This window comes from Roseibium sp. AWQ4_254, assembly GCF_056161025.1.
This window is the reverse complement of record NZ_JBSWYH010000004.1, coordinates 94394-109816: the sequence shown is the minus strand read 5'-3', so window position 1 is coordinate 109816 and position 15423 is coordinate 94394. Positions and strand designations below refer to the sequence as shown.

Here is a 15423-nt window from a genome sequence, read left to right as displayed (position 1 = left end):
CATGAGCGGGCGATGGCTCAAAGAGGCCTGCTCATGGCCGGGCTGCAATAGGTGCTCGCCAATCTCATGCCATCGATTGAAGAGGGGACGGATAGCACAGCACCTCTAACGGCATGACGGGTAAGGGGGAGGTGGTGTCACATGGCCTCGCAATACAAGATCATCATTGAAAACCAGTGGTCCCAGGACACAGACTTTTACGCCTTTCAACAACAAGCGGGATTCCAGAATTCCGGAGGTGGCCTCACGATCTTGTCCAGCTGTGTCGCCTGCGGTCCCTTAGCCCCGCATGCGAGCTCTGGGGCGCAGCTGGTCTTTGAATTTGACCAGCAGACCTATGCCGGCGCGAAAAGCACGATGTTCTCCGTCAATGAGGCAGCTTTCAATGTTCTGATCTCGTTGGCAGACAGCGTTGAGACGGCAATGCAAACCTCGGCAGCTCAGCCGATAGATCTGACCCCCGCCACGGGTCAGAGCAACAACAGCACAACGATGACGGTGAGCCCACTCGGTCTGTCGTCGCCCGCCTTTCAGAGCGGATTGGACACAGGAAGTTTCGGTATCGAAGTTCCTCCCTATACGTCCATGCCGACGCCCGAACTGTATTGCGGTTGCGCTGCGATCAACCAGGACGGCAGCATTATGTTGTCCAGTTTTATCGCTCCAAGACCCAACAGCGTGGTGATGTGCGCTCCTGAGCCGGTCTTCTTCGTAAAGGTGGGAGATTTCGGTGTCGGTCAAAGCATCACATATGACACGTCGAATGCGGCCAGATGCGACTTCACGCAAGGCTTCACCGTCATCAGTGTCACCTACACCCAGAACGGGAGCTTCACGACAGCAGGCAGCTGATCTTGGGAGGGGTGAAGAGCCGAAAGGCACAAACTTCAACACTGCAAAGGAAGGGAAGACGATGAAACATGCACTTTCTAAGGGTTGCATCCGCAAGATGCGCAGAGGCGCTCAGGTCGGTCTTGCTGGCACACTGTTTTCAGGCGCGTTGCTGATGACAGCATATTCGGCCTCGGCACAGTTGGCCTTTTCACCAGATTGCCGGAACTTTCAACAGATTCAGGTGGCTCCGCCCAGCAATGCAATCCTGTTTTCCAAGCACCCGGTTCCGCATCCTAACGGCACTGCAACGGTGTTTGCGATCAATGGACTGCAGAATTATGTGATCCCGAACGGGAACAATTCCTGCATTGTCGCCGCGCCTGCAGCAAATGACAGTTATTGTTTCCAGGCCAGAAACGACAACACGATCGATCAGGTCGGAGCTCAGGCGATCAACAATCCTGGTGGCTTGCCCGCCTGCCAGTGACAAGGTTGCTGCAACAAGAGGAGGACGCAGGGTGCCATATGTGCTGAAGACCTTTGAGAAAGGAACAGTTCTTTCTCAGACCGATGCAGCGCCTCAAGCGACCGGAGGGTTTGAGGAATACGCTCAAGCAGGTTGGGCTCCGGTGGTGCCCAATCTCAATCTGGTCAAGGGAGGCGTGTATCGCCTGGATGATCCGATGCCTGGAGGCGTGAAGCGGAAGATCAAGGTTGTCTCCGTTGGTGTTGGTTTGAATGCCTTCACCTACCAGCGCCAAGGCGTTGCTTGACGCAAGAAATAAAGCATTCCGAGAATGCAAAAAAGCCCGGCATCGCTGCCGGGCTTTTCAAGGTTAGGCGGGTGCCTTGACCGCTTAGTCTTCGGACTGCTGCTTCAGAGCCGCACCCAGAATGTCACCGAGGGAGGCGCCGCTGTCGGAAGAGCCGTACTGTGCGACAGCTTCCTTCTCTTCGGCGATTTCCAGGGCCTTGATCGACACGGTAACCCGGCGGGTCTTCTTGTCGAACTGGGTGATGCGTGCGTCGAACTTGTCGCCAACGGAGTACTTTTCCGGGCGCTGTTCTTCGCGGTCGCGGCTGAGGTCCACACGGCGGATGAAGGCGGTCAGGTCGCTGTCGGCGATCTTCACGTCCAGGCCGCTGTCCTTGACCTCGGTCACTTCACAGGTCACGACGGAGTTCTTGCGCAGCTCGCCGGCTGCACCGCTTTCCATCGGGTCACCGGTGAGCTGTTTGATGCCGAGGGAGATACGCTCCTTGTCGACATCCACATCCAGAACGACGGCCTGAACCATGTCGCCCTTCTTGTACTCCTCGATGACCTGCTCGCCCGGACGGTTCCAGTCGAGATCGGACAGGTGCACCATGCCGTCGACATCGCCGTCGAGGCCGATGAACAGCCCGAATTCGGTCTTGTTCTTGACTTCGCCTTCGACATTGGTGCCGATCGGGAACTGCTCGGCAAATGCATCCCACGGGTTCTGCAGGGTCTGCTTGAGGCCCAGGGAAATGCGGCGCTTGACCGGGTCGACTTCCAGGATCATCACTTCGACTTCCTGAGAAGTGGACACGATCTTGCCCGGATGGACGTTTTTCTTGGTCCAGGACATTTCCGAAACGTGGATCAGGCCTTCGATGCCCGGCTCCAGCTCGACGAATGCACCATAGTCGGTGATGTTGGTCACGCGGCCGTTGAACTTGGCTTCGATCGGGTATTTGGCTTCGATTCCATCCCACGGATCGGTTTCAAGCTGCTTCATGCCGAGGCTGATGCGGTGCGTTTCCTGGTTGACGCGGATGATCTGCACCTTGACGGTCTGGCCGATGGTGAGGACTTCCGACGGATGGTTGATGCGGCGCCACGCAATGTCGGTGACGTGCAGCAGGCCATCGATGCCGCCCAGGTCGACGAACGCACCGTAGTCGGTGATGTTCTTGACCACGCCTTCCACGGTATGACCTTCTTCCAGGCTCTGGACCAGTTCGGAGCGCTGTTCGGCGCGGGTCTCTTCCAGAACAACACGGCGGGACACGACGATGTTGCCGCGGCGCTTGTCCATTTTCAGGATCTGGAACGGCTGCGGCGTGTGCATCAGCGGGGTCACGTCGCGCACCGGGCGGATGTCCACCTGGGAGCGCGGCAGGAAGGCCACGGCACCGTCCAGATCGACGGTGAACCCACCCTTGACCTGGTTGAAGATCTGGCCGTTGACTTTTTCGTTGGCTTCGAAAGCAACTTCCAGGCGGACCCAGCTTTCTTCGCGGCGGGCTTTTTCGCGCGACAGAACGGCTTCGCCAAGCGCGTTTTCAACACGCTCCAGATACACTTCCACTTCGGTGCCAACGCCCATTTCGCCGTCGCGGCCCTTGGCGCCGAATTCCTTCAGCGGCACGCGGCCTTCGACCTTCAGGCCGACGTCGATGACGGCGAGGTCTTTTTCGATGGCAACGACGGTGCCTTTGACGACGGCACCTTCATAAAGGTCGTTCTGGACGAAGGACTCTTCGAGAAGAGCTGCAAAATCCTCGGTAGAGGGATTAAAATCGGTCATTTAGTCTCCTGAGCGCCTGTTGGCGCACCGCCGGCGGGTTGGTGTTGCACTCCGGATTGTCCGTCTCCCGGGATCGCGGTATCCGCTGATCCTGCCGCGTGTCAAAGCGGGCCGGCGGAGGCGGAAGACAGAAAATCCAGTCTCGTCACAGGACGCTGTTTTGGCCGCGCCCTGCCGAAATTTCTTTATCGTTCAAAGAACTGTGCCGTTTACAAGAACCGGCCGTTCATCAGAACCTGCGGCTTTGAGGAGCCGGGCCTGTTCCAGATCAGCGCTGTCAGGATGCACGAAAAGGGGCGCACCTTTTGGTGAACCCCGGCGGTCCGTCACACTTTGGCAGCGCGGGAAATGATATCCACAGCCGCCTGGAACGCGGTCTCTATATCCATTTCCGTCGTATCAAGCAAGACCGCATCGTCGGCTTGTTTCATGGGAGCCACGGTTCTTTGGCTGTCCCGCTCGTCCCGGCGCTTCAGATCGTCCAGAACCGAGGCGTAGGTTGCCTCGGCGCCCTTGGACAGCATCTCGTCCGTGCGCCGGCGTGCCCGCGCCTCTGCCGAGGCGGTGACGAACAGCTTCACGGTGGCATCCGGACAGACCACCGTGCCGATGTCGCGCCCGTCCAGAATGGCTCCAGGCGGGGTGGCCGCAAACCGGCGCTGCAGGGCCACAAGCTCTTCCCGCAAGCCGCCAAGCACGGCAATGCGCGAGGCGGCTTCGCCGATTTCATGGGCGGACAGCACGCCTTTGTCCATATGGGCCAGATCGAGATTTTGCGCAATCTCGATGGCGACCGCCTCATCGCCAAGCGGCAGGCCCTTGGCCAGAAGTGCGGCCGCCACTGCCCGGAAGGTGAGCCCAGTGTCCAGATGGTTCAGGCCGAAATGCCCTGCCAGCCTGCGGGCAAGGGTGCCTTTTCCTGAAGCGGCGGGCCCGTCTATCGCGATGATCATGCAGCCGCACTCGCCTTTGTGCGCAAAGAGGCGCCAAGGCCCTCAAACAGTGGCGTGAAAGTGGGGAAGCTGGTGGCGATCACCGCACCGTCATCTACGGTCACCGGCTTGTGGGCGGCCATGCCCAGCACCAGGAAGGCCATGGCAATGCGGTGATCGAGATGGGTTGTCACCGTGCCGCCGCCAATGGCGTTCGCGCCGCCCGTCACCGTCAGCGTGTCTTCGGTTTCAACGCACGGAATGCCGTTGGCCTCCAGCCCGCGGGCCACGGCGGCAAGTCGGTCGGATTCCTTCACCCGCAATTCCTCAAGGCCGGGCATGAACGTGTCGCCCTCGGCAAAGGCGGCTGCCACTGCCAGAACCGGGTATTCATCGATCATGGAGGGTGCCCGCCCGGCCGGAACGGTGATGCCTTTCAGGCGGCTTGCTTTCACCTTCAGGTCACCGACCTCCTCTCCGCCGGTTTCCCGCCGGTTGACGACTTCAATGTCCCCGCCCATCTCGATCAGTGTGGTGATCAGGCCGGTGCGGTGCTCGTTGAGCAACACATTCTCGATCGTCAGATCCGAGCCTGGCACGATCAGCGCGGCCACAAGCGGGAACCCCGCCGAGGACGGGTCGCCGGGAACATCAATGTCCTGCGGGGTCAGCTCGGGCTGGCCCTGAAGCTTGATCTCCCGTTCACCATCCGCATTGAGGCTCACCGAAATGTCGGCCCCAAAGCCCTTCAGCATCTTTTCCGTGTGATCGCGGGTCGGCACCGGCTCGATCACGGTGGTCTCGCCCGGCGCGTTCAGTCCGGCCAAAAGCACGGCGGATTTCACCTGGGCCGAGGGCATCGGCACCCGGTAGGTGATCGGCAGGGCAGTTTCTGCACCCCGGATGGAGGCAGGCAGCCGGTCGCCATCGCGGGCAATCACCTGGGTGCCCATGTCCCGCAGCGGGTTCAGAACCCGGCCCATCGGCCGTTTGGACAGCGAGGCGTCACCGACAAAGGTGGCAGCGATGTTGTGGCTGCCGAAAATGCCCATGGTCAGGCGGACGCCCGTGCCTGCATTGCCAAAATCAATCACATGCTCGGGCTCCAGCAGGCTGCCCAGGCCGATGCCGTCCACTGTATAGGTGCCGTCCGCATGTTTCTCGATGGTTGCGCCAACGGCGCGCATGGCCTCGGCGGTCGCCAGAACGTCTTCGCTTTCCAAAAGGCCCTGAACGGTCGTGCGGCCAACGGCCAGGGTGCCGAACATCAAGGACCGGTGGGAAATGGATTTGTCCCCCGGCACGCGGATCGTGCCGGTCAGCGGGCCCCCGGCGCTGGCGGTGAGAGGGGAGGGCGCAGAATCGTGTGACATTTTCAATGTCCGCAACTACGGGCCTTTCAGGTCAGGCCCATCAGGGTTTCAAAAGGTGCCACGTCCTATCACGCCGATACGCGCTCGTCATCTCCCCAGTTCGCGCGTCAACGTCTCCGAGGTCCTTAGCGCCTCCGGGCCCCTCAGCGCCGCCCCGGCCACCGTGCCGGTGCCTTTGGGCCGCTCTCGTCGAAGCGATGCCTGATAGGAGGGCTTGTTGACTGAGCATGTATGAGGGCGCGTGCGGTCAGGACCAAGGCGCTCTCCTCTCTCTCGTCTCTTTCCTACGCGCAGGAAACCCGGGAAACGCCGCCGCGCTGCGCATGAACAGGCACTTCGGTAGACTTGGTCCCGATTCTGCGCTCAACTTTGTCCAGAGGGCAATAAAGGGGCGGCCCGGCAGGACCATCCTGCCCCGGCGGCCGATTCGGGGCTTTCCCCTGAGGACAAGAGGGGATTAGGGGCCGTGAGGCTGTTCCCGTGCTTGATCTTTTATCCGCAACGTGCAGAAGAATGGATCAATCGCATGATTTGAATTGAATAGTCTTTGACAGCGGCGGAGCTTGACGCTATGGGGCGCTCCACCTATCAAGTCAGCCAGAAAACAATCAAAGGGTGAGCACAGTGGCAAAACCTGAACTTGGCACAAAGCGGCTGTGCCCCAGCTGCGGCGCAAAATATTACGATCTGAACCGGGATCCGATCACCTGCCCGAAATGCGGCACGGTCTTTGAAACCGTCATGACCTCCCGTGCGGCCAAGGCGGCCAAGGTGGAGGAAACCAAGGATGACGAGGAAGAAGAAGAGGACCTGGCAGCGCCGGAAATCGTGACCCTGGAAGAAGCGGACGCGGAAGCTGAGGGCGGCGATGATGTGCCGGATCTGGAAGGCGACGATGTCGAGATCGACAGCGACGAAAGCGAAGATGACGTCTTCCTCGACGATGAGGACGAAGACGAGGAATCCGTTCCGGGCATCCGCGTGGAAATCGAAGACGACAGCGACCAGTAAGCGCTTGTCCGGAAAGAGGGTTTTCTCTTTTCGGTGTTTTCCACACCAAGCAGACACAATCTTTGAAAAATCTGCTTGATCTTGGGAGGCGGTGTGACTATGTTCCGCCTCCATCAGCCGCCGGACACACGGTCCGGCCGCTCCCAAGAAGATGGGGCCATAGCTCAGCTGGGAGAGCGCTTCGCTGGCAGCGAAGAGGTCAGGGGTTCGATTCCCCTTGGCTCCACCATTCTTCTTCTCCTCTTAAAATCATAATTTTTTCTCTGACCAAAGCAAAGTGTTGGCAGGTCTGGAAGCGGGTTTGTGTTGGATGCAGCACCAGCGGCGGCATTGCGGACAAGACTGCCGTAATACCAGGCGCAGTTGCTCATGACCTCTTTGATGCCCCATGTCCGTTCAACGGCCAGGCGCTTCGTGTGACCCGGTCTTGTCGATCGGGTTAACGAGTCAACGGTGCAACGATGTCCGATGGGCGGAATTGGGTCACCGGAGGCCGCGCTTGGAGGGTCTTCGGACTTTGTCGCACGTCTGCCCGATGACCCGTTTCGACCTGTGACGCGCTCCTGGCCGAAGCCCCTCCAAGCGCGGTCAAATGGATCATGATCAACTGCGCTTGGTGTGAGTTCTGTTTGGAGGAACGCCTGCCAATGCTCGGTATATATGCAGCATTTCTATCCTGTTGACTGATGAACGACACCATTCACCAAGGATCATGGACCGGTTTGCCGATCAAAAGACGATGATCCAGCACGTGGGTGCGCCAAGAGCACTCTCACTTTTGCTCGAAAGATGTTGGATTTGGTATTGGGCATAGCCTCCGGACGCAACGAAGCGCCGGCGAAAGGCGCGGGCGCCGCGCCCATCTAGACAGCCAGCCATACCTAGTTTGCTGATTGCAAGACCGAGGACGAGAAAAACCCGGCAAGGTGGGCTTCCCTTTTGGGTGGAAATGCCGCTATCTGCCGGTCCAGAACGCGCACAGCCTTGTCGGAGCTTCTCCATACCAATGTCCAATCGAACCACGAAATTACAAGATACGTGTGGCTGGACGGCGCTTGCGCCGGGGCTGGCCCCGTACCCATCCCTGGGAGCGGATCTGTCAGCAGATTGTGTTGTCGTCGGTGCCGGGTTTACCGGTCTGGCAGCGGCACGCCGTTTTGCGGAACTGCGGCCTGAGGCACGGATCGTGCTGGTGGACGCAAAGCGTGTTGCCGGCGGTGCCAGTTCGCGCAATTCCGGCTTTGCGGTTGCCAATGAAGGTCCCGGGCACGCCCAGCTTCATACCGAGCATGGGCGCGCCAGCTATTTCACCATGAACCGGATCGACCGGAATGGGGTTGAGGAGCTGCGACGGCTGATTGCAGAGCACGGTATCGAGGCGCAGTGGGAGGATACGCCGTCGATTCATGCAGCGCATGATCCTCGGCATTTCGGGCGTTTGCGCCGCCATGTCGAAGCGTTTCACCAGTTGGGGATCAACGCGCGCCTGTTGGAAGCACCGGAGCTGAAAACGCGATTGGGCACCGGATTTTATGGTCTTGGGGTTGAGACGAGTGGTGGCGCCCTGCTGCAGCCGGCGATGCTGGCGCAAGGGCTTGCTGCTCATCTGCCAGAAACTGTTGAAGTTTATGAAAACACGCAAATATCGTCACTCCGGTATGTGAATGGCGGCTGGGTGTTGGACGCAAACGGGCACAGCTTGCGCACGCCAAAGGTAATTGTCGCGGTGAACGCGTTTTTTCCCAGGTTAGGCTTGAAGCGGTTGCGGGTTTTTCCGCTGGCGCTGACCGCCAGCCTGACCCGGCGGCTGAGCCCGGACGAAGAGAGCGAAATCGGCAGCCCTGCCAGTTGGGGTATCCTCTCGCCGCGATCCCTGGGAGCGACAATGCGGCTGACCCGCGACCGCCGCATTCTGATCCGCAACACGGCAGAATATCTGCCGGGTGGGATCAATGCGTGCCAGTTGGCCACAAGGCGCGGAATACACGGAGTCGGACTGTCCAAACGCTTCGCTTTCCTTGATGAAAGCGCCATTGACTATACATGGAGCGGGGCGATTTGCATAAGCCGCAACGCCAAGCCGGTCTTTGAGGAAACCCGGCCGGGGCTTTACCTGTGCGGCGGCTACAACGCCTCTGGTGTTTCCCGTGGCACGGCCATGGGACGCCTGATTGCGGACTTCGCGCTAGAGCAACAATCGGATCTGCTGAGCGACGCGTTGAAGCTGATCAAGCCCACTTTCATCCCTCCCAGGCCGTTTCTGGATATGGGGGTGAGGCTGCGGGTCTGGGCCGAACGGCGGGCTGCGGCGAGTGAGCGGTGAGGTTGTCTCTTTGGCCAGGCCGGTTTCACGACCGGCCCGGCATATCCGCGCGCCAATGCCCACCTGCTCAAAAACGTGGTCAGGATTTCGAAGCTTCGGGCAATCGCATCAATTCGGCCGTGCAGGCACAGCGCTCCGGGAAACCGTTTGTTCGCTCAACGCAACAATCTTGCGCATGGCGTCGATGAGTGTGGCATCGGGCAGCGTCAGGGCCACAAAAACAGCAAAGAGCGTTGTCTGGGGGCTGGGGAAGCAGAGGATGTTCCCGCCGGTGATGTCCGGTGCCTTGCTGCAACAGGTCTTCACGAGCGCGTCGACAAGACCCGGTTCGCCGCGCCCGTTTGAATACCGGGCGCGGCCGCTGCGCAGAGCTTCAACGCAGGCTTCGGGCAAGTCTGGATCGGTGGCGATGTCCGGCTCACCAAGGTCAGTTCAATAACGGTTTCTCCAGCCGCAGCCTGGGCACGTGCAGCATTGTGGATTGGCCATTTGTCCCCCTCAAAAAAAAGATTTTTCAGGCGTTCAGTGATCGCGGCGTCGTGCATGGATCAACTCCTCTTGTCCGGCAGAGCCAGATGGTGTGTGAGAGTGCTTTGGGGAAGGCCCAGCATCCGCTCGGAGGCTTCCAAGGCAATTTGAGGCAATTGTTCGGTGTTGTAGAGACCGTGCGCCAGTGAGCCCTCTAGCCAAAGCCCATCAATCAGACCATTCAAGGCTATCGATAACTTGCGGCAGTCCTGCGGGCTCGCAGGTCGTTCGTGTTCAACAAGGACCGGGTGGATCAGGGACTGAAGCAAGTCAAGGAAGTCCCGATAACTTTCCCGATGAATGTCCGAATAACCGGGCTCGTTCCGCACCCGCCCAATAAAGGTCGCCCACAAGGAGACTTTTTGCTCCGACAGATTGGGCGGTGAAACATTGGCTTGTATGAACCGGCTCAATGTCATTGCAGGCACCGCCGATGCACGTTCTGCCGCCGCTGCTGCGGTTTGAGCCGCGTCACTGGTCAGTTGCCCGGTCAAATATGTGTAGGCAGCGTGAACCAGATCATCCTTGGACGTATAATAGTGCCGGATCAATCCTGGAGTTATTCCGGCCTTAGCGGCGATTCTGCGTACGGTCGCGCCGCTCAATCCATGTTCTGAGATTACGTTTAGTGTTGCCTCGATCAACGCCTTTCGGCGTGTGTCTTCTGATAGACGTTGAAAACTTTTACGGCTCATTCAAGAGACACTCCGAAAATTGCCCACCGATACTCTGTTCTACAAATGTAGAAATATTAAGCAGTCGCGCCTCATTTAGCGTCAACGCGCAAATGAGAATATGATCGAATGTTGATTCACCTAGATATTTGTTATTCAGTTGTATAACAATGATCAAGAGATCAGTTTGGAACCTATGAAGCGCTGACCAAGTGCTTTGGGGCCTGCAAGACAACGGACAGAGTATGAAAGACAGCCCGGCAATCGAAATTCGGGATTTGCACAAGAGTTTCGGTGATACCGAAGTTCTGAAGGGCGTGTCGCTCAAGGCCTATCCCGGTGATGTCGTTGCGATCATCGGCGGGTCGGGATCCGGCAAGTCGACCATGTTGCGCTGTATCAACATGCTCGAGACGCCGACCTCCGGTGAAATTCTGATCCAGGGTGAAGCTTATAGTATGCGCAGGACACGTCAGAGGGGGCTGGAAACTGCGGACCCCAAACAGGTGCAACGAATCCGGGCCCATCTCGGAATGGTGTTTCAGAATTTCAATCTGTGGCCGCATCGTACGGTTCTGGAAAATGTCATCGAAGTGCCGGTGCATGTTCTCAAGATTCCCCGCAAACAGGCCATTGCCAAGGCAGAAGACTTGCTGGCGCGGGTCGGCTTGGCGGAGAAGCGGGACACCTTTCCGGGGTTCCTGTCCGGCGGACAGCAGCAACGGGCCGCAATTGCCAGAGTGCTCGCGGTCGAACCGCACGCCATGCTGTTTGACGAACCGACGTCAGCCCTGGATCCGGAACTTGTCGGTGAAGTCCTTTCCGTCATCCGGAAACTGGCAGAAGAGAGCCGGACAATGATCCTTGTGACCCATGAAATGGCCTTCGCCCGCGATGTGGCTTCGCATGTCATCTACCTCAAGGATGGCGTGATCGAAGAACAAGGCCCGCCGGAGGAGATCTTTGGCAATCCAAAATCGTCTCATCTTAAACAGTTCATCAGTGTTTTTGCCTGATCAGGCACGTTCCAGAAAAAGCGCCGTGAGGCGTGTGCTTTTTCCGTTCAACCATAGGAGACCCCATGTTCAAGAAACTAGTGCTTGCAGCAATTGCTGCAGTCAGCTTTGTGCTGCCGGCTGCCGCGGACACTTATAAAGTTGGAATTTCCGCGGAACCATATCCGCCTTTCTACAAGCCGGATGCAGATGGCAACTGGACTGGTTGGGAAATCGACTTCATGAAGGAACTCTGCTCACGGCTTGAAGCAGAGTGTGTTGTTACGCCGATTGCATGGGACGGCATTATTCCGGCGCTAAAAACCGGCAAAATCGACATGATCATTGGTTCCATGTCAATCACGCCGGCACGGGCCAAGCAGATCAACTTCTCCGACAAATACTATCAGTCTCCGACCGGCCTGATGACCACCAAAGGCGCCAAGTTTGAGCCGAGCCCGGAAGGTCTGTCGGGCGCAATTATTGGCGCTCAATCTGGCTCTATTCAAGAGGCCTATGTCGAGAAACATTATGCCGAGACCGCAGGTGATGTTCGCATTTATCAGACCTTGGACGAGGAGTTGCAGGACCTTGTCGCGGGACGACTTGATGCGGTTGTCGGGGATTCGCTTGCAATGGAACCCTTTATGCTGTCTGAAGAAGGCAAGGCCTGCTGCGAATACAAGGGAGCCGTGGCTGCGGATACGGCGATCCTTGGAGCGGGAGCCGGCGTTGGCTTGCGCAAGGAAGACACGGCACTTCTTGACCGCGTGAACAAGGCCATTGCGGAGATCCGCAGCGATGGCACCTATGCACGCATCTCCAAACCGTATTTCGCCATTGATATCTACGGCAACTAAAACCGATTGCGGACCGTTTCTCATCAAGCGGTCCGTACTTCATTGAACTTTTCACAGGCCACGGGACGATAAGGCGCAGCGTTTACAATCATGGATATGATCGATTTCAGCCTGTTGGCCTATAATTCGCCCGGGTGGGGCGGCGCATTGCTGGCCGGTTTCTTCACGTCGGTCCAGCTTGCCGCCGGCGGCTATGCGCTCGGCCTCGTCATCGGCACGATTGGGGCTGCCTGCAAGCTTTACGGCGGTCCTGCCTTGAAGGATCTGGCAGAAGTCTACACGACCGTGATCAGGGCGGTTCCCGAACTCGTGCTGATGTTGGTGTTTTACTATGCCGGAACTGATCTCTTGAACCGGCTGGCGCAGTCTTTGGGCTATGAGGGGTTCGATATAAATGGCCTGATGGCCGGGATTTTGGTGATCGGCCTGGTAATGGGCGGCTATGCCACCGAGGTTTTGCGTGGTGCCATCAAAGCCGTGCCGCAGGGGCAAATCGAGGCAGCACACGCCTTCGGTATGCCGCCCTTTCTCGTCTTCCGACGGGTAACGCTGCCGGCCATGACCCCGCATGCCCTTCCCGGACTTGCCAATTTGTGGATGATTGCGACCAAAGACACTGCACTGCTTGCTGTGATCGGCTTTACCGAGCTGACATTGGTCACCCGGCAGGCCGCCGGTGCCACGCGCGCTTACTTCCTGTTCTTTCTGGCGGCGGGCGCGCTCTATCTGATCCTGACCCTGGCCTCGAATGTGGTGTTGCGGTTGGTTGAAAAAAGGGCCCGTCGAGGCCTTGTTCCGGCAGCCTGAGAAACTGGGATGGCACAGATCGAAACGACCGAAAAACTGGTAGTCCCGAGCCTTCCGCTACGCGGTTTTCTTCGTGCTCTGGCCCAGCCTCACCGTATGATCCTGCTGGCTTTCGCGCTGGCCGGGCTCGCTGCCATTGTCTTCCTTATGGACTGGTCCTGGTTGCCGCAGTATCTGCCGAAATTGTGGCAGGGACTTCAGATGACCCTCATAATGCTGACTGCCAGTGTCGTCGTAGGCTTTGTCTTTGCCCTGCCGCTCGGTCTGGCTCAAGTTGCAGGACCTGCGCCTTTGCGTTGGGCGGCCGCCGGATTTTGCACGATTGTCCGCGGTACGCCGCTCCTTCTTCAGATGTGGCTGATCTATTTCGGACTTGGGTCTCTTTTTGCGCAGTTCCCGGAGATCCGTGAGTCCTGGGCGTGGCCGTACCTTCGCCAGGCCTGGCCTTACGGGTTCTTCTCACTGGTGGTGTCCTTCGCCGCCTATGAGGGGGAGGTGATGCGGGGCGCATTCGCAGGTGTTCCCAGAGGTGAGCTGGAGGCGGCGAGAGCCTTTGGAATGTCGCGCTGGCTTGTCTTCCGCCGGGTCTGGTTTCCCCGAGCCGTACACAGGGCACTGCCTACCCTGACAGGTGAGATCATCTTGCAACTGAAATCCACTCCGCTGGTGGCCACCATCACCGTCATGGATCTCTATGCGGTGGTGACGAAAATCCGCCAGGCCACCTATCTCACTTATGAGCCGCTGCTGCTTCTGGTGGCAATCTATCTCTGTTTGAGCGGTGTCCTTGTGGTCTGCATGCGGATGCTCGAAAACAGTGTGCCATCCACGACCCGTTAAGCGGCTTCACACTGGTAGTCTGTCTCCGGTCTGTGAATGCTCCCCCGGAGACAGCCGTGTCTAGTCCTTGTAGTCTGGATGAACGTCTTCCAGCAGGCGGAGATGGGCCGCCCACTCCAGGGCAACATCGTCATCCTCTCCCATGCTGTTGGCATATTGCTGGACGACCTTATCCGCAATCTCATCTGGCACAGCCCTGAGCGGCTGGCCCATGGACAAGGTGGCCACCTGGATCTCACACGCCCGTTCCAGATAGAACATGTTGTTGAACATTTGCGCCGCCGTGCGGCCGGTGGTCAGCAGACCGTGGTTGCGCAAGACCAGCGCCGGTTTGTCGCCCAAACTGGCGACGATTCGCGACCGTTCATCCAGATCCAGCGCAATTCCCTCATAGTCGTGATAGGCGACATTGCCGAAAAATTGAAGAGCGATCTGGTTTAGGGGCAACAGACCGTCTTCCAGGCTTGAAACGGCGACACCAGCGCGCGAATGGGTGTGCATCACCCAAGCTGCCTCATGACTGGCATGGTGTATGGCCGAGTGAATGGTGAAACCGGCCGGATTGACGTTGTGGGGGCTGTTGCAGACCTTGTTGCCGTCCACATCGATTTTGACCAGCGAAGATGCAGTGATTTCCTCCCAGCGGAAGCCATAGGGATTGATCAGGAAATGCCCGTCTTCACCTGGAACCCGCGCCGTGATGTGGGTGTAGATCAGATCCGTGAACTTGAAATGGGCTGCGAGACGGTAACAGGCAGCCAAGTCGCACCGGGTCTGCCATTCGGCCTCAGATATGGAAACAGGAGGGGGTTGAACGGTCATAGTGTCTTCCTTTTTGATGGAACTGTCTTAAAAGCGCGCGCAGTTGATGCTGAGCCCTCGGACCAGGTCCTCCCACAGGGCGCAGGACGTTTCGATAACCTGGGCGGCAACGAAGTCAGGCCTGGTATCGCTGGCAACATGCGGCGTGATCCGCAGCGCCGGTGCTGCCCGGAACGGGAGGTCTTGCGGCGACGGCTCCTCACGGAAGACGGCAAGAGTTGCTCCCGATAAGGCGCTGCGATCAAGTCACCTTCGACCAGATGTTCGCCCCAGCCAATCTGGACGGGCCTGGCGCCGGGGGGCTGGCAGGCGAAAAGATCTTTGTTCAAGATGGTTTCGGTCGACGGAGTAAGAGGCAGGACGTTGATCAGATGATACGCCCCGCCTGCCGCATCGCGCGGGGTGGTCGCCGCAGAAAAAAGGCCGTCTGCAAGTCCAGGGTGGGCAGGATGCGCATCGATCCCCGCGCCGACGGACATGGCCAGTTCGAGATTGGGAGAGCCGGCGAAGGGGTCATCACCGGAAACCCAGCAAATGGCGAAACGCATCGCTTCAAGCCGCTCGATCTCCTCCGTATGTTTCAAGATCACCCCGGCGGAGGCGGCACACAGTACGGCGCCAAAAAGCTCGTCGTGGCCGAGCATACCGCTCAAGTAGACACTGCGGATTGTTTTTGAGTAACTCATCTGAAAAACGCCTCCGGAAGTGATGGTGTTCGCCTGCGGTGAATACTTGTTGCACAATCGTATAATAAATGCCAAATCCCCTGCAGCGGATATGCGATGGTCCTAGGGGGAAACCGCCGTTCAAACCGGTGAGGCCGCCCGCAATGGTCTGTCAGCTGCTGCAGCCAATCGCCAGATACCATC

16 protein-coding genes and 1 tRNA gene are annotated in these 15423 nt (G+C 58.5%); 10 read left to right on the top strand and 7 right to left on the bottom strand.

Features of this window, described 5'->3' with window-relative positions:
• The first annotated feature begins 141 nt into the window (after positions 1-141).
• Genes ACXAIC_RS04410 through ACXAIC_RS04400 form a run of 3 tightly spaced genes read left to right on the top strand, consistent with a single transcriptional unit; the run spans position 142 to position 1607 of the window.
• Entirely contained in the window at positions 142-852 is a 711-nt protein-coding gene (locus tag ACXAIC_RS04410; RefSeq protein WP_475174039.1) for a hypothetical protein, read from the top strand.
• On the top strand, positions 806-1321 hold the full coding sequence (locus tag ACXAIC_RS04405) for a hypothetical protein (protein WP_475174037.1): 516 nt from the start codon (positions 806-808) through the stop codon (positions 1319-1321). Before ACXAIC_RS04410 ends, ACXAIC_RS04405 begins: the two co-directional genes overlap by 47 nt.
• Before the next feature lie 31 nt (positions 1322-1352).
• Positions 1353-1607: a hypothetical protein gene (locus tag ACXAIC_RS04400; protein WP_475174034.1), complete on the top strand. Its 255-nt coding sequence runs from the start codon at positions 1353-1355 to the stop codon at positions 1605-1607.
• An 84-nt stretch (positions 1608-1691) separates the two neighbouring features.
• Here the strand turns inward: ACXAIC_RS04400 and rpsA are convergent, their stop codons facing one another.
• The 3 genes from rpsA to aroA form a co-directional block, all read right to left on the bottom strand.
• The gene (gene rpsA / locus ACXAIC_RS04395) at positions 1692-3389 is read right to left on the bottom strand and encodes a 30S ribosomal protein S1 (RefSeq protein ID WP_475174031.1); all 1698 of its coding nucleotides are present in this window, start codon (positions 3387-3389) and stop codon (positions 1692-1694) included.
• Between the two features lie 326 nt (positions 3390-3715).
• Positions 3716-4342, bottom strand: coding sequence for a (d)CMP kinase (cmk, locus tag ACXAIC_RS04390; protein WP_475174029.1), 627 nt, complete (start codon positions 4340-4342; stop codon positions 3716-3718).
• Positions 4339-5694 carry a 3-phosphoshikimate 1-carboxyvinyltransferase gene (gene aroA, locus ACXAIC_RS04385; protein WP_475174028.1) on the bottom strand — a complete coding sequence of 452 codons (1356 nt, stop codon included), beginning with the start codon at positions 5692-5694 and terminating at the stop codon, positions 4339-4341. Before aroA ends, cmk begins: the two co-directional genes overlap by 4 nt.
• 624 nt (positions 5695-6318) lie before the next feature.
• Here aroA and ACXAIC_RS04380 point away from each other — a divergent pair.
• The 3 genes from ACXAIC_RS04380 to ACXAIC_RS04370 all read left to right on the top strand — a co-directional run bounded on the left by ACXAIC_RS04380 (position 6319) and on the right by ACXAIC_RS04370 (position 9028).
• Positions 6319-6705 carry a TIGR02300 family protein gene (locus ACXAIC_RS04380; protein ID WP_475174026.1) on the top strand — a complete coding sequence of 129 codons (387 nt, stop codon included), beginning with the start codon at positions 6319-6321 and terminating at the stop codon, positions 6703-6705.
• 153 nt (positions 6706-6858) lie between these two features.
• Positions 6859-6934, top strand: a tRNA-Ala gene (locus tag ACXAIC_RS04375).
• Between the two features lie 777 nt (positions 6935-7711).
• A complete protein-coding gene (locus ACXAIC_RS04370; RefSeq protein WP_475174024.1) occupies positions 7712-9028 on the top strand; it encodes an NAD(P)/FAD-dependent oxidoreductase in 1317 nt (438 codons plus the stop codon).
• A 302-nt stretch (positions 9029-9330) separates the two neighbouring features.
• Here the strand turns inward: ACXAIC_RS04370 and ACXAIC_RS04365 are convergent, their stop codons facing one another.
• Complete coding sequence (locus ACXAIC_RS04365) at positions 9331-9573, bottom strand: hypothetical protein (RefSeq protein WP_475174022.1); 243 nt, start codon at positions 9571-9573, stop codon at positions 9331-9333.
• A gap of 3 nt (positions 9574-9576) precedes the next feature.
• Complete coding sequence (locus ACXAIC_RS04360; protein ID WP_475174019.1) at positions 9577-10251, bottom strand: TetR family transcriptional regulator C-terminal domain-containing protein; 675 nt, start codon at positions 10249-10251, stop codon at positions 9577-9579.
• A gap of 224 nt (positions 10252-10475) precedes the next feature.
• Between ACXAIC_RS04360 and ACXAIC_RS04355 the strand changes: the two genes are divergently transcribed.
• From ACXAIC_RS04355 to ACXAIC_RS04340, 4 genes are all read left to right on the top strand, one after another.
• A complete protein-coding gene (locus tag ACXAIC_RS04355) occupies positions 10476-11246 on the top strand; it encodes an ABC transporter ATP-binding protein (protein ID WP_475174016.1) in 771 nt (256 codons plus the stop codon).
• Between the two features lie 65 nt (positions 11247-11311).
• Positions 11312-12085, top strand: a complete 774-nt coding sequence (locus ACXAIC_RS04350; RefSeq protein WP_475174015.1) for a transporter substrate-binding domain-containing protein — start codon at positions 11312-11314, stop codon at positions 12083-12085.
• A 90-nt stretch (positions 12086-12175) separates the two neighbouring features.
• Positions 12176-12892, top strand: a complete 717-nt coding sequence (locus tag ACXAIC_RS04345) for an ABC transporter permease (RefSeq protein ID WP_475174012.1) — start codon at positions 12176-12178, stop codon at positions 12890-12892.
• Positions 12893-12988: 96 nt separating this feature from the next.
• Positions 12989-13732, top strand: coding sequence for an ABC transporter permease (locus ACXAIC_RS04340; RefSeq protein ID WP_475174222.1), 744 nt, complete (start codon positions 12989-12991; stop codon positions 13730-13732).
• A 60-nt stretch (positions 13733-13792) separates the two neighbouring features.
• On the opposite strand, the gene ACXAIC_RS04335 is transcribed toward ACXAIC_RS04340, so the two are convergent.
• Together ACXAIC_RS04335 and ACXAIC_RS04330 are read right to left on the bottom strand one after the other, a co-directional pair.
• Positions 13793-14554 carry a class II aldolase/adducin family protein gene (locus ACXAIC_RS04335; RefSeq protein ID WP_475174011.1) on the bottom strand — a complete coding sequence of 254 codons (762 nt, stop codon included), beginning with the start codon at positions 14552-14554 and terminating at the stop codon, positions 13793-13795.
• The gene (locus tag ACXAIC_RS04330; RefSeq protein WP_475174010.1) at positions 14551-15240 is read right to left on the bottom strand and encodes a Rossmann-fold NAD(P)-binding domain-containing protein; all 690 of its coding nucleotides are present in this window, start codon (positions 15238-15240) and stop codon (positions 14551-14553) included. The genes ACXAIC_RS04335 and ACXAIC_RS04330 overlap by 4 nt, the downstream gene beginning before the upstream one ends.
• Between the last annotated feature and the right edge of the window lie 183 nt (positions 15241-15423).

What these genes read in the sequence shown, in the direction of transcription:
- ACXAIC_RS04410 (WP_475174039.1), top strand. Translation starts at nt 142, where the DNA reads ATGGCCTCGCAATACAAGATCATCATTGAAAACCAGTGGTCCCAGGAC.
- aroA (WP_475174028.1), bottom strand. Translation starts at nt 5,694, where the DNA reads ATGTCACACGATTCTGCGCCCTCCCCTCTCACCGCCAGCGCCGGGGGC.
- ACXAIC_RS04345 (WP_475174012.1), top strand. Translation starts at nt 12,176, where the DNA reads ATGGATATGATCGATTTCAGCCTGTTGGCCTATAATTCGCCCGGGTGG.
- ACXAIC_RS04360 (WP_475174019.1), bottom strand. Translation starts at nt 10,251, where the DNA reads ATGAGCCGTAAAAGTTTTCAACGTCTATCAGAAGACACACGCCGAAAG.
- ACXAIC_RS04330 (WP_475174010.1), bottom strand. Translation starts at nt 15,240, where the DNA reads ATGAGTTACTCAAAAACAATCCGCAGTGTCTACTTGAGCGGTATGCTC.
- cmk (WP_475174029.1), bottom strand. Translation starts at nt 4,342, where the DNA reads ATGATCATCGCGATAGACGGGCCCGCCGCTTCAGGAAAAGGCACCCTT.
- ACXAIC_RS04335 (WP_475174011.1), bottom strand. Translation starts at nt 14,554, where the DNA reads ATGACCGTTCAACCCCCTCCTGTTTCCATATCTGAGGCCGAATGGCAG.
- ACXAIC_RS04370 (WP_475174024.1), top strand. Translation starts at nt 7,712, where the DNA reads ATGTCCAATCGAACCACGAAATTACAAGATACGTGTGGCTGGACGGCG.
- ACXAIC_RS04365 (WP_475174022.1), bottom strand. Translation starts at nt 9,573, where the DNA reads ATGCACGACGCCGCGATCACTGAACGCCTGAAAAATCTTTTTTTTGAG.
- ACXAIC_RS04355 (WP_475174016.1), top strand. Translation starts at nt 10,476, where the DNA reads ATGAAAGACAGCCCGGCAATCGAAATTCGGGATTTGCACAAGAGTTTC.
- ACXAIC_RS04340 (WP_475174222.1), top strand. Translation starts at nt 12,989, where the DNA reads ATGATCCTGCTGGCTTTCGCGCTGGCCGGGCTCGCTGCCATTGTCTTC.
- rpsA (WP_475174031.1), bottom strand. Translation starts at nt 3,389, where the DNA reads ATGACCGATTTTAATCCCTCTACCGAGGATTTTGCAGCTCTTCTCGAA.
- ACXAIC_RS04350 (WP_475174015.1), top strand. Translation starts at nt 11,312, where the DNA reads ATGTTCAAGAAACTAGTGCTTGCAGCAATTGCTGCAGTCAGCTTTGTG.